This window comes from Stenotrophomonas sp. STEN009 (assembly GCF_056760395.1).
Map to the genome: position 1 here is coordinate 17,953 of NZ_JBRRES010000017.1, position 12,092 is coordinate 30,044.

The 12,092-nt window shown below is 66.9% G+C and carries 14 protein-coding genes; 7 read left to right on the plus strand and 7 right to left on the minus strand.

Annotation, left to right across the window (positions count from 1 at the left end):
* Positions 1 to 82: 82 nt before the first annotated feature.
* The gene (gene argS, locus ACVOMM_RS09790; protein ID WP_053516518.1) at positions 83 to 1,771 is read left to right on the plus strand and encodes an arginine--tRNA ligase; all 1,689 of its coding nucleotides are present in this window, start codon (positions 83 to 85) and stop codon (positions 1,769 to 1,771) included.
* A 21-nt stretch (positions 1,772 to 1,792) separates the two neighbouring features.
* Positions 1,793 to 2,671 (plus strand): SPOR domain-containing protein, encoded by an 879-nt coding sequence (locus tag ACVOMM_RS09795; RefSeq protein ID WP_065174226.1) that lies wholly within the window; start codon positions 1,793 to 1,795, stop codon positions 2,669 to 2,671.
* Between the two features lie 99 nt (positions 2,672 to 2,770).
* Here ACVOMM_RS09795 and ACVOMM_RS09800 read toward each other — a convergent pair whose 3' ends face one another.
* A complete protein-coding gene (locus tag ACVOMM_RS09800; RefSeq protein ID WP_283218946.1) occupies positions 2,771 to 3,523 on the minus strand; it encodes an SDR family NAD(P)-dependent oxidoreductase in 753 nt (250 codons plus the stop codon).
* An 88-nt stretch (positions 3,524 to 3,611) separates the two neighbouring features.
* Complete coding sequence (locus ACVOMM_RS09805; protein WP_481526168.1) at positions 3,612 to 4,103, minus strand: hypothetical protein; 492 nt, start codon at positions 4,101 to 4,103, stop codon at positions 3,612 to 3,614.
* Between the two features lie 85 nt (positions 4,104 to 4,188).
* Between ACVOMM_RS09805 and ACVOMM_RS09810 the strand changes: the two genes are divergently transcribed.
* Positions 4,189 to 4,656 carry a YehS family protein gene (locus ACVOMM_RS09810; protein WP_481526169.1) on the plus strand — a complete coding sequence of 156 codons (468 nt, stop codon included), beginning with the start codon at positions 4,189 to 4,191 and terminating at the stop codon, positions 4,654 to 4,656.
* A 54-nt stretch (positions 4,657 to 4,710) separates the two neighbouring features.
* On the opposite strand, the gene ACVOMM_RS09815 is transcribed toward ACVOMM_RS09810, so the two are convergent.
* Positions 4,711 to 5,403 carry a TorF family putative porin gene (locus ACVOMM_RS09815; RefSeq protein ID WP_481526170.1) on the minus strand — a complete coding sequence of 231 codons (693 nt, stop codon included), beginning with the start codon at positions 5,401 to 5,403 and terminating at the stop codon, positions 4,711 to 4,713.
* 164 nt (positions 5,404 to 5,567) lie between these two features.
* Here ACVOMM_RS09815 and ACVOMM_RS09820 point away from each other — a divergent pair, with 164 nt between their 5' ends.
* Positions 5,568 to 5,957: a DUF6165 family protein gene (locus tag ACVOMM_RS09820; protein ID WP_065174221.1), complete on the plus strand. Its 390-nt coding sequence runs from the start codon at positions 5,568 to 5,570 to the stop codon at positions 5,955 to 5,957.
* A gap of 9 nt (positions 5,958 to 5,966) precedes the next feature.
* Here ACVOMM_RS09820 and ACVOMM_RS09825 read toward each other — a convergent pair whose 3' ends face one another.
* The gene (locus ACVOMM_RS09825; RefSeq protein WP_053516559.1) at positions 5,967 to 6,638 is read right to left on the minus strand and encodes a response regulator transcription factor; all 672 of its coding nucleotides are present in this window, start codon (positions 6,636 to 6,638) and stop codon (positions 5,967 to 5,969) included.
* A 186-nt stretch (positions 6,639 to 6,824) separates the two neighbouring features.
* Positions 6,825 to 7,397 carry an OmpO family porin gene (locus ACVOMM_RS09830; protein ID WP_053516527.1) on the minus strand — a complete coding sequence of 191 codons (573 nt, stop codon included), beginning with the start codon at positions 7,395 to 7,397 and terminating at the stop codon, positions 6,825 to 6,827.
* Positions 7,398 to 7,671: 274 nt separating this feature from the next.
* Between ACVOMM_RS09830 and ACVOMM_RS09835 the strand changes: the two genes are divergently transcribed.
* A complete protein-coding gene (locus tag ACVOMM_RS09835; RefSeq protein ID WP_053516528.1) occupies positions 7,672 to 8,031 on the plus strand; it encodes a DUF1428 domain-containing protein in 360 nt (119 codons plus the stop codon).
* 14 nt (positions 8,032 to 8,045) lie between these two features.
* Here ACVOMM_RS09835 and ACVOMM_RS09840 read toward each other — a convergent pair whose 3' ends face one another.
* Positions 8,046 to 8,729 (minus strand): hypothetical protein, encoded by a 684-nt coding sequence (locus ACVOMM_RS09840; protein WP_277381309.1) that lies wholly within the window; start codon positions 8,727 to 8,729, stop codon positions 8,046 to 8,048.
* A gap of 137 nt (positions 8,730 to 8,866) precedes the next feature.
* On the minus strand, positions 8,867 to 9,694 hold the full coding sequence (locus ACVOMM_RS09845; RefSeq protein WP_180876926.1) for a histone: 828 nt from the start codon (positions 9,692 to 9,694) through the stop codon (positions 8,867 to 8,869).
* Between the two features lie 491 nt (positions 9,695 to 10,185).
* On the opposite strand from ACVOMM_RS09845, the gene ACVOMM_RS09850 reads away from it, so the two are divergent.
* Together ACVOMM_RS09850 and ACVOMM_RS09855 are read left to right on the plus strand one after the other, a co-directional pair.
* Positions 10,186 to 11,619: a Do family serine endopeptidase gene (locus tag ACVOMM_RS09850; RefSeq protein WP_053516532.1), complete on the plus strand. Its 1,434-nt coding sequence runs from the start codon at positions 10,186 to 10,188 to the stop codon at positions 11,617 to 11,619.
* 103 nt (positions 11,620 to 11,722) lie between these two features.
* On the plus strand, positions 11,723 to 12,088 hold the full coding sequence (locus tag ACVOMM_RS09855; RefSeq protein ID WP_053516533.1) for a hypothetical protein: 366 nt from the start codon (positions 11,723 to 11,725) through the stop codon (positions 12,086 to 12,088).
* Positions 12,089 to 12,092 lie beyond the last annotated feature (4 nt).

The window sequence follows — 12,092 nt, forward strand, 5'->3', positions numbered from 1 at the left end:
CACAGGCAGGCAACGGTCAGCGTGGCCGCCGGCATCTGCGCTAAAATGGGCGATTCCGCCGCTCATTCTCACAGCAGGCCTCGTGAAAAATCTCCTCCGCGCCCTGATCAGCCAAGGCATCGAAGCCTTGCGCGCCAATGGCACCCTGCCCGCCGACTCCCTGCCGCCGGACTTCGTGGTCGAGCGCCCGAAGACCCGTGACCATGGCGACTTCGCCACCAACGCCGCGATGCTGCTGGCCAAGGCCGCGCGCAGCAACCCGCGCGCGCTGGCGCAGGCACTGGTCGAGGCGCTGCCGCGCAGCGAGGACGTCAGCAAGGTCGAGATCGCCGGACCCGGCTTCATCAACTTCCACCTGGCTCCGGCCGCGTACCAGCGCGAAGCCGCCTCGGTCATCAAGGAAGGCCACGACTACGGGCGCAACCTGTCCGGCAACGGCCGCACGGTGGGCGTGGAGTATGTGTCGGCCAACCCGACCGGTCCGCTGCACGTCGGCCATGGCCGCGCTGCGGCGATCGGCGACTGCGTGGCCCGCGTGCTCGACGCCAACGGCTGGAACGCCAAGCGTGAGTTCTATTACAACGACGCCGGCGTGCAGATCGAGAACCTGGCGCTGTCGGTGCAGGCCCGCGTCCAGGGCATCGCCCCCGACCAGGAGGGCTGGCCGGAAGGCGGCTACCGCGGCGAGTACATCGCCGATGTCGCGCGAGCCTACATGGCCGGCGCCAGCGTCGACCTGGAAGGCACCCTCGTGGTCGGCGCCAAGGATCCGCACGACATGCAGGCGATCCGCCGCTTCGCGGTGGCCTACCTGCGCAACGAGCAGAACCTGGACCTGGCCGCGTTCGGCGTCGATTTCGACATCTACTTCCTGGAAAGCTCGCTGTACGCCGATGGCAAGGTCGCGGAAACCGTGGCCAAGCTGCAGGCGTCCGGCCACACCTACGAGGAAGGCGGCGCACTGTGGCTGCGCAGCACCGACTTCGGTGACGACAAGGACCGCGTGATGCGCAAGTCCGACGGCACCTTCACCTACTTCGTGCCGGACGTGGCCTACCACCTGTCCAAATGGCAGCGCGGCTACGAGCGCGCGATCACCGAGCTGGGCGCCGACCACCACGGGTCGCTGGCGCGCGTGCGTGCAGGCCTGCAGGCGCTGGAAGTGGGCATCCCGCAGGGCTGGCCCGAGTATGTGCTGCATCAGATGGTCACCGTCATGCGCGGCGGCGAGGAAGTGAAGCTGTCCAAGCGTGCCGGCAGCTACTTCACCTTGCGCGACCTGATCGAAGAAGCTGGACGCGATGCGACCCGCTGGTTCCTGATCGCGCGCAAGCCCGATTCGCAGCTGACCTTCGACATCGATCTGGCCCGCCAGCAGAGCAACGACAACCCGGTGTTCTACGTGCAGTACGCGCATGCCCGCGTGTGCAGCCTGCTCCGCCAGGCGCAGGAGAAGGGCCTGGCCTATGACCAGGGCAGTGGCCTGGGTCAGCTCGTGCGCCTGGCCGATGACGCCTCGCTGCTGCTGATGAACGAGATCTCGCGCTATCCGGAAGTGGTCGAAGCCGCCGGCGTGGCGCTGGAGCCGCATCTGGTGGCGCAGTACCTGCGTGAATTGGCGCATGCCTTCCACACGTGGTATCACGGGACACCGGTGCTGGTGGACGACGCCGACGATCGCAACGCCAAGCTGACGCTGGCCTGCGCGGCGCGTCAGGTGCTGGCCAATGGCCTCGACCTCCTGGGCGTGAGCGCCCCGGAAAAAATGTAAGCATCAGGAGACGCAGTACACATGGCAGCACGACGCGGCAAAAACCAGGCACGACGCAACAGCAGCAGCCAGGGCACCCCGGGATGGGTGTGGCTGGTCGCCGGTGTGGCCATCGCCGCCGTGGTGTTCCTGGCGGCGCCGAATCTGTTCAAGGGCGAGGGCGATGGCTTCCTGCGCGCCGGTCCGCAGCCGAACCCGAACGCGCAGCCGGCGCCGGTCGCCGATGCCGACAGCGATGTCGGCACGCAGCCGGCCGCACAACCGGCCACGCCGAAACCGGCCGAAGCCGAGAAGCCGGCGGCGACCCAGTACGACTTCTACACCCTGCTGCCAGGCAAGGAAGTGGAGATGTCCGATGCCGAACTGGCTGCCAGCACCCGCGCCGAGGAACAGCGCCGGGCCAAGGCCGAAGCGCAGCGCGCGCAGGCGGCGCTGGAAGGCAAACCGGTCCCCGCAACGCCGGCACCGACCGCAACGGCCAGTGTCGCCAGCACGGCACCGGTGACCGCGACCAGCCGTCCGCTGCCTGCCCCGCTGAGCGAACGCCCGGCAACGGCTGCACCGGCCACGACCAGTCCGGCGGCGACCAGCACGGCATCGACCGCGCAGGCCGCCCGCGTGGACGCGCCGCCGGCCGCCGCTGCAGCACCGGCCGTGGCCGGCGACAACGCGCGCTACATCCTGCAGGCAGGTGCGTTCGGCGCCTCCGGCGACGCCGAGGCCACCAAGGCCAAGCTGGCGATGATGGGCCTGGCGGCACGGGTGGAGTCGGCGCAGATCAATGGCAAGACCGTGTACCGCGTGCGCATGGGGCCCTACGGCAGCGCCGGTGAGCTGTCCGAAGCCAAGCAGAAGCTGGATGGCACCGGCCTGCAGGCGATGGCGATCAAGGCACAGTGATCGTTCGGGTCTGAACGGAAGAAGCCGGGCATTGCCCGGCTTTCTTTTTTTGGGCCCCGCAGGGCCGACCCACGCCGGGCGGCCCTGAAGGCACGCAGGTCAGCCCTCGCGCGCGACCTGGAAGCCGGCGAACGACTGGCTGACCGGCATCAGTTCCAAGCGGTTGATGTTCAGATGCGGCGGCAGGCTGGCAACCCAGAAGATCTGCTCGGCGATGTCCTCGGCGGTCATCGGGTTGGCGCCGGAATACAGCTTGTCCGACGCGGCCTGGTCACCGTGGGTACGCACCACCGTGAACTCGGTCTCGGCCATGCCCGGCTCGATGGTGGTCACACGCACGCCCGTACCGTGCAGGTCCGAACGCAGGCCCAGCGAGAACTGGCTGACGAACGCCTTGGTACCGCCATACGCGTTGCCGCCCGGGTACGGGTAGACACCGGCAACCGACGAGATGTTGATGATCGCACCCCTGCGTTCGACCAGCTGCGGCAGCAGGCGGTGGGTCAACGTCACCAGGGCGGTGATGTTGGTATCGATCATCGTCGTCCAGTCCTGCAGGCGGGCGCTCTGCGCCGGAGCGGTGCCCTGCGCGAGACCGGCGTTGTTGACCAGCAGGTCGATCTCACCGAATGCGGGGGGCAGCGCCAGCAGCGCCGCTTCCATTGCGATCGGATCGCGGACATCAAACGCCGCTGCGTGCACCACGTCCTTGCCATAGCGCTCGACCAGCGGTTGCAGGCGGTCGCTGCGACGGCCGGTGGCGATCACCTTCCAGCCTGCCTGGGCGAAGCGATGGACGGCGGCGGCGCCAAACCCGGACGTGGCGCCGGTAATCAGGACGGTGCGGGACATCAGGCAACTCCGTGGAGGAACGAGACCCCCATTCTGGCACCGTCGGCCGGACCCTGCCTTGCCTGATCGGTCTTCGCGCCGGGCACACTCAGCGCAGGCGGAACACGCGGGCCTTCGGCAGATCCTCGTCGACCTGCAGGAACCAGCGGCCGGCGATGCCCGGGGTCACTTCGATCTGCGGCGCCTGGAGGGCCCTGCGCAGCTTCATCTGTCCCTTCATCACCTGCCATTGCTGTCCGTTGTCGAGGGTGAACACCGTGCCGGGGGCCCAACCGGCCACCTCCCCCACCACGCGTGCGCTGAACGGGCCTTCTTCCAGCCCCAGGTGCATGGCTGCCGGCGCCGGAACATTCGCAGGCAGCGGCGCGCCGGCGGGGGCGGCCGTGGCCGCGGAAATGGCAGGCGACGCGGCCTCTGCCTGGCGCAGCACGCGGTTCAACGCCTGCAGCTGGGCCGGGCTCAGCCCCACTTCGGCCAGCTGGGCCGCAGTGAGCCGCTGTTCGACCGGAACAAAACGGTCCTGGGCATGGGCGGCAACACTGCTGGCCGCCAGCAGGAGGAGAACGAGGTACCGGCGCATCGGACGAGGTCTCTACGGAACAGCGCTCACGATGCTTCAATCCGGTGACAATCCGGTGACAACGGCCGGACCGCTACAATGGGCCATGATCAACAATGATGTACTGCGCAGCGTGCGCTACTCCCTGGACCTGGGCGACCATCACGTGGTGGCCCTGTGCCAGCTGGCCGACCCGACCTTCACGGTGGATCTCGAGCAGGCCAGGGCCTGGCTGCGGCGCGAGGATGAAGCCGGCTTCGTGCCGATGGACGACAGTGCGCTGGCGCACTTCCTGGATGGCCTGATCGTGCACCTGCGCGGCCGCGACGAGAGCCAGCCGCAGCGCGCCGTGGAAACCCGCATCGACAACAACCTCGTGCTGAAGAAGCTGCGCGTGGCGTTCCAGCTGCGCGACGTCGATCTGATGGACATCTTCGCCAGCGCCGGCTTCAAGGTATCCAAGTCCGAGATCGGGGCGCTGTTCCGCCAACCCGGGCATGCCAACTACCGACGTTGCCTGGATCAGATGCTGCGCAACTTCCTCAAGGGCCTGAGCCAGCGCCTGCGCGGTTGAGCCGCGCGGTACCGGCCCATGGGTGGCCGATACCGTCGTGGCGGCGCCGGCCCGCTAGAAGCTGCCCTGCAGCGCCAGTTCCCAGCGCCCGCCTGCGTTGCCCGGGAACAGGCGTCTGGCCGCGGTATCGGTGTCATGCACGGTGGCCCGCACTTCCCACGCCGGAGCCAACGTGGCGATGGCGCTGAGCTGCCCGTGCAGGTAATCCGGCCCCTGCGCGGCCGTCAGCCAGTAGTGGCCCACGGCCGCTTCAAGCCGGATGCGCTCGTGCAGCGGCAGGCGCACGCCCAACTGTGCGTAGCTACCGCGATGGCCACCGCCCAGGGCATCGCTGGAATGCGCGACCTGCAGCCAGGTCCGCTGCTTCCAGCCCACCGTGGCAGCGAACTCTGTCCAGTCCAGCGCGCGGGCTGTCCCCGGATACACATAGCGGGTCAGGTTGGCGTCCAGCGTCCAGTCCGCGGCCGGTGTGCCGGACCAGCCGGCCACCAGATCGAACTCGCTGCGTGCGCCGTTGTCCGGCTTGAACGATACGTTCGAGCCCCACGCGCTGGCATACCACCCGGACGCAAGCGAGAACTTCGCTCCGGCCTGCACCGCCGGGTCGCCGTCACTCTGCGAACTGCCGCGCCAGACGTAGTCACTGGTCAACGTGGCGTTGCCGCTCACCTGTGCCTGTGCGGTGCCGACGCCCAGCAGCCCCGCCAACGCCGCGGCCACCGCCGCGATCATCCCCTTGCTGTTCACTGCACATCATTCCTCATCCAATGGCGGCTCAACCGCCGGGACGGCAGTGTCGATGGCCGGGCCGTAACGGTTCGATGGCGTTGCGGTGGCCGGGGCGCAAAATCAGCGTAAAACCGCTTGGCAGTGGCGCGGTATGATGGCCGCCTGTTTCCAGGAAACCACCCATGGACGCCATCCTGACGCCGGTATCGATCGGCGAGCTGATCGACAAGATCACCATTCTCGAGATCAAGGCCGAACGCATCGGCGATGCCACCAAGCTGGCCAATGTGCGCACCGAGCTGGACGGCCTGCTGCCGTTGCTGCAGCAGCAGCTGCAGGCACAGCCGGCACTTGCCGCGCTGAAGCAGCAACTGAAGGCCATCAACGAGCGCATGTGGGACATCCAGGACCAGCTGCGCGACAAGGAAGCGGCACAGGTGTTCGATGATGCCTTCGTCCAGCTGGCGCGCGGCGTGTACGGTACCAATGGCGAGCGCGTGCAGGTCAAGAACGAGATCAACCGCGTTGCGGGGTCGGCACTGGTCGAAGAGAAGCAGTACCAGGGGGAATAAGCCCGGGTTTCAGCCGCATTCGAGCAGGTGGCGGATGCGGAACAGCTCGCCGTCGCTGCGGATGCCGAGCTTCTGGTAGGCGGCTTTTTTCTGCGAGCTGACCGTGCTTGCGGAACGGCCGAAGCGCTGCGCGACTTCGCCGGTGCTGCAGCCTTCCAGCACCAGGCGCAGCACCTCGCGCTCGCGGCGGCTGAGCGGCATCAATGAGGGCATGCGGCGCGCCCGCGAGCGGCTCAACTGCGGGCGCAGTTCCGGCGGCACGAACCGCCCACCCCGGGCCACCACCTCCACAGCCCGCAGCAGCACGCGCGGTGCGGTCGCCTTGGACAGGAAGCCGCGCGCGCCGGCCTGCATGGCCGTCACCACCGTGCTGGCGTTGCAATGGGCTGAAAGCACCAGCACCGGCAACGACGGCCACTGCTGCGACAGCGTGCGCAGCAGTTGCAGGCCAACCCCTTGGTCACCCAGCGGAAGGGCATCGATCACCAGCAGATCGACACAACCGGGCTGCTGATGCAGCAGCGACAGCAGGTCGGCTTCATTGGCGAAGCTGCCACGGACCTGCAGACCGCTGTGCTCACATAACAACACTTCCAGGCCCAGCCGCAGCACCGGATGCGGATCCAGCAGTGCCAGGCGGCGCAGCTTCCCGGTATGCGGGGTGGCGGGGGCGGGCGGCATCAGTCGGATCCGGCGGAAGTGGATGCCCACCGTAGGTCGCGCCCTGCAACGGCGGAATCCAATTCGTTGCAATGCAGCATCGACTGCGCAGCCGCAGTCAGATTTCATTTCGGTTGGGTGGAACGCAACAGGCCCGGCAGATGCCGGGCCTGTCGATGCACGCAGGGCGCAGAGCGCCTGCAGCGATTACCAGCTGAAGCGCGGGCCGACGGTGTATTCCTTGTCACCGTCGCGGTTCATCTTGAGCTCGCCGTTCAGGCCCCAGTTCTGGTTCAGCTTCACCTGACCACCCAGGCGGCCGTACCACTCGCCTTCCGGATTGATGCCGCGCTTCTTCGAGAAGTCTTCGTAACCAACCATGCCGTAGACTTCGGCGTGGGCACCGAACGCGGTGCGGATGCCGGCTTCAGCGCTGTAGCCGTTGAAATCCAGGCCATGCTCCAGGTCACGCTTCTGGTACGCCACGCGGGCCACGAAGTCGGTCGACGGTGCGATTTCCTGGTTGTAGCCGACGCCGACCTTCCACTGGTCCAGCTTGAGATTGGTGTGGTCGATTTCCTGGCGGCTGTAGTCACCGAAGGCGTGGAAGTTCGGCAGGAAGCCGTAGGAACCCTTCACGCCCCAGCCGTCGGCCTTGAACGCGTCGATGTCGGTCTTGGCGTAGTTGGCTTCAGCATAGTTGTAGGACAGGTTCTCGGCAGCCGAGGCGGAGAACGGCAGGGCAGCAGCCAGCGCCAGGGCAATCAGCGAATTCTTCATGGGGGTACACCTTTACTTTCTTATGGTGAGCAGCAGCGCGGAAGCGCCGTCGCATCGGGAATGTAAATTCTCCGTTATTCGCCACAACGCACCCTGAAAACAGCAACCTTCGCATTGCTGAATTTTCTGGCTTGATTCAGGCGGTCTCTGGCATACGCGCGGCGCGCGGGTACGTCCTGAATGCTTCGATCGCGGCCGTGTCGATCTGCGGCGCCCTGGTTCGTCGAACAGAAGAAGGCCGCACATGCAGTGCGGTCCATCACGGAGGCAGGCAATGAGTTACATCGATGGTTTCGTTCTGGCGGTTCCCACCGCCAACAAGGAAAAGTTCCTCGCCCATGCGCGAAGCGGCGACGTGGTCTTCATCGAGTACGGGGCGCTGCGCGTGGTCGAGTGCTGGGGCGATGACGTGCCGCATGGCAAGACGACGGATTTCTTCGGCGCAGTGAAAGCGACACCGGAAGAGACGGTGGTGTTTTCCTGGATCGAGTGGCCTGACAAGGCCACCCGTGATGCGGGCATGCAGAAGATGATGGAAGACCCGCGCCTTGACCCCGCTAAGAACCCGATGCCGTTCGACGGTGCGCGGATGATCTATGGCGGTTTCACACCCATCTACGAACTGACCCGCTGACGCCTTCGCGGCGCTCAGCGCGTACCTGCGTCGTCTTCTCCGGCAGTGCCGGCGCCCAGGGCGGCGCCGGCCCCCAGGCCGAGCCCGCCCATGCCGGCGCCCATGCCCATTCCGCCGCCGCCCGCACGGCCGCCCTTGCCTTCGCCTTCAGGGCGGCCTTTGCCGCCCCCGCTGCCGCTTGCGGGCCGGGTCGGGCCCTGCCGTGGAATCTGCAGATCGGCCGGGATCGGCGCCAGATCCAAGGCTTCGCGGACAAAATCGCGCAGCGACACCACCAGCTCATGCGTGTGCACCGGTCGTCCCTGCGCCAGCTCATCGGCGGCGCGCGCGGCCAGCCGCACCTGCTCATCGGTACCCAGCAGCAGGATGTCCGACAAGGCCGCTTCGACGGCATCGCGGATGCGCCTCGCGCGATCCGAGCCGGGTTCGACGATGCCCTGCTCATGGGCGCGCTGGCGCAGGTCGCGCAGATGGCTGGGGTCGACCCCCAGCTCACCGGTGAACGAACCGCCCAGGGTCTTGTAGGCGGCCATCAGCGTGCGCAGCCGTTCGTTGATTTGCCGGTTCTCGCGCTCGCGGCGCTGCTGCAGGGTCTGCATCACCAGCAGGCGGATACCCACGCCCAGCAGCGTTATCAGCACCAGGCCGGCCAACGTGGAAAGCACACCCTGCCAGGAACTGAAATCGATGCCGCGCATGATGGGAACTCCAGCGGAGGGACTTCATCTTGCCCCAGGACGACCCCGCAGGCTTCATGCCGGGCCGTTGTACCGCCCCATGAACGCAGAAGGCCCCACCACCCGGCAGGGCGGAGGGGCCTTCGCCGCTCGCGCGATTACTTGCGCTTGGCGGCCTTGCGCACGGCCTTCTTCGCCGGGGCCTTCTTGGCAGCGGCCTTCTTCAGCGGTGCAGCCTTGCGGGCGACAGCCTTCTTGGTGGTCGCTGCCTTCTTGGCAACCGTCTTGCGGGTGGCAGCGGCCTTCTTGCCGACAACCTTCTTGGCGGCAGCCGTCTTCTTGGTGGCGACCTTGCGGGTAGCGGCAACCTTCTTGCCGACAACCTTCTTCGCGGCCACGGTCTTCTTGCCAGCCACCTTCTTGGCGGCGACCGTCTTCTTGGCCACGGCCTTCTTGGCGGTGGCCACCTTCTTGCCGACAACCTTCTTCGCGGCGGCGGCCTTCTTGGCAACCGTCTTCTTGGTGGCGGCTGCCTTCTTGGTCGCAGCCTTCTTCACCGTGGCGACCTTCTTGCCGGCAACCTTGGTGGCGGCCTTCGTGGTCTTCTTGGCAGCAGCAGCCTTCTTGGCGACAGTCTTGCCGGCAGCGGCCTTCTTCTTGGCCACTTCCTTCTTCAGGGCAGCGGCTTCGGCCTTGGCATTCTTCTTGGCGGCTTCCAGCTTCTGCTTGGCCTTGGCGACCGTCTTGCCGACCGACTTGGCGGCCTTCTCGGCCTTCTTGGCAACGGTCTTCTCGACCTTGGCCACGGCCTTCTTGGCCTTGGCGACGCGGGTGGTGGCGGCCTTGCGGGCGCGCTTGACGGTCTTCTTGACCGACTTCACTGCGTCTTCAGCGGCGTGGGCGATGGTCTCGCCGACGTTGGTGGCGGTTTCTTTCGCGTTCTCGACGGCGTCGGTCACGACCGACACACCATTACCGTTGCTCATGTTGCCCTCCTGGGGGCGTGGATTGTCAAAACGGGGCGATGCTATACCGACAATGACGATCGTGGAACGGGTGGTACGCCTGCAATCGCGTCTGCTGCGACGATAGTAGTGTAGGGGGAGGCTGGTGCTGCTACCGTCGATCCGCAGCAAACCCCTTTTTTTCAGCGCTGCGCCATCGGATTGAGGTGCACGTCGCGGCGACGGGCTGCCTGCACGCCCCTTGCCGGAACCTGCACGCGCGACGTGCCATCGCGCACCTTGGATCGGCAGAACTGCGCAAGTATCAGAGGGTGTCCTGGCCACGCCGGCGGACACACCCTATCGGTGTAGCGCCGATGGCCGACCGCACCGCAGGCGGGTCAGCCGTCGTCGGGCGCCGCATCGACGAGGGTCTCTTTCATCGCGCATTTATCCACGCCGCGGCAGATTCATTCAGCTTGTTTTACCGTATGGGCCAACGGCCCCCATCCCACGCCTGCGAACCGACTCCCATGCGACCGCTACCTACCCTTCTCACGCTCGCAATCGCCGCCGCCTTCGGTGGATTCGTCGCCACCGGCATCAACGCCCACCTGGACAACCGCGCCGACGCCGCGCCCTTGCCGGCTGCCCTTCCGGCCACCGCCGCATTGCCGGCTTCGGTCGCCGGCCAGCCGGTGCCTTCGCTGGCACCGATGCTGGAAAAGACCATGCCCGCCGTGGTCAGCGTCAACACCAAGCAGGTGGTACGGGTACGCAACCCCTTCTTCAACGACCCGTTCTTCCGCCGCCTGTTCCCGGACATCCCGCAGGAACGGATCAACGAATCGCTGGGTTCGGGCGTCATCATCGACGCGAAGGAAGGCCTGGTGCTGACCAACCACCACGTCATCGAGAACGCCGATGACGTGCAGGTGACGCTCGCTGACGGGCGCACGGTCAAGGCGGAATTCCTCGGTTCGGACCGCGACACCGACATCGCCCTGATCCGCATCCCGGCGCAGAACCTCACCGAGATCAAGCTCGGCAACAGCGACCAGCTGCGGGTCGGCGACTTCGTGGTGGCGATCGGCAATCCGTTCGGCTTCAGCCAGACGGTGACCTCGGGCATCGTCTCGGCGGTCGGCCGCAGTGGCATCCGTGGGCTGGGCTACCAGAACTTCATCCAGACCGACGCCTCGATCAACCCGGGCAACTCCGGAGGTGCGCTGGTCGATCTGCAGGGCCAGCTGGTCGGCATCAACACCGCCAGCTTCAACCCGCAGGGCAGCATGGCCGGCAACATCGGCCTGGGCCTGGCCATTCCCACCAACCTGGCGCGCAGCGTGGTCGACCAGCTGGTCAAGCATGGCGTGGTGGTGCGCGGCACCCTGGGCGTGGAAAGCCAGAACCTGAGCGCGCAGATCGCCCAGGGCCTGGGCCTGGGCGAAACCCGCGGCGCGCTGATCACCCGGGTACTGGCCGGTTCGGCCGGTGCGGCGGCCGGGCTGAAGCCGGGCGACGTGGTGGTTGCCGCCAACGGTCAGCGCGTGGACAGCGCCGAAGCCCTGCACAACGTGGAGGGCCTGGCAGCGGTAGGCAGCGTACTGGCGCTGGACGTGCGCCGCGAAGGCAAGCCGCTGCAGATCCGGGCGACGCTGAAGGAGCAGGCGCGCGCCGCCAGCGGCGACAGCCTGGACCCGCGCCTGGGCGGCGCGACCTTCGTCGACCTGCCCGAATCGCTGCGCCAGTCCGGCGTACGCGGGGTGCTGGTCAGCGAGGTCAAGCGCGGCAGCCGCGCAGCCAGCAACGGGCTCCAGCAGGGCGACATCATCACCGATGCCACGGTGGGTGAATTCGCCGACCTGGCCAGCTGGCGCGCCAATTTCCAGCAGCGGCCACCGACCCTGGTGCTGCGCATCCTGCGCAACAACGGCCAGCAGCAGGGCCAGTTGGTGATGCGCTGATCGCTCCGCCGTAACACCCCCTATACCCGGCCAGTGCTATTGCTGTACGTCCCTGTCGGCTGAAGCCGATCGTCCGTTCCCCCATCGCAACAGGAGTGATTCGATGAGCCCCACCAATACCGAGAACCTGAAGGAACACCTGGGTGAAGCCGGTTCCCACCTCAAGCAGGCCGCCAGTGCTGCCGGCGGTGCGATCAAGGGCGCGACCGGCGCTGCAACCGACGAACTGCGCATCGGCAAGGCCAACGTCAAGGCCGAGCTGTCCGACACGGCGCTGTCCGGCCTGGCTGCGGCTGAATTCGGCGGCGCTGCCGCCAAGGAACAGGTCGATGCACTGATGGACAAGGGCAAGGATCTGATCGACAGCGCCGCTGAACTGATCCGTGAACGTCCCTTGGCATCGTTCGGTGTTGCCTTCGCCACTGGCTGGATCATCGCCAAGCTGGCTCGCGGCAGCAGCGACAAGTAAGTCC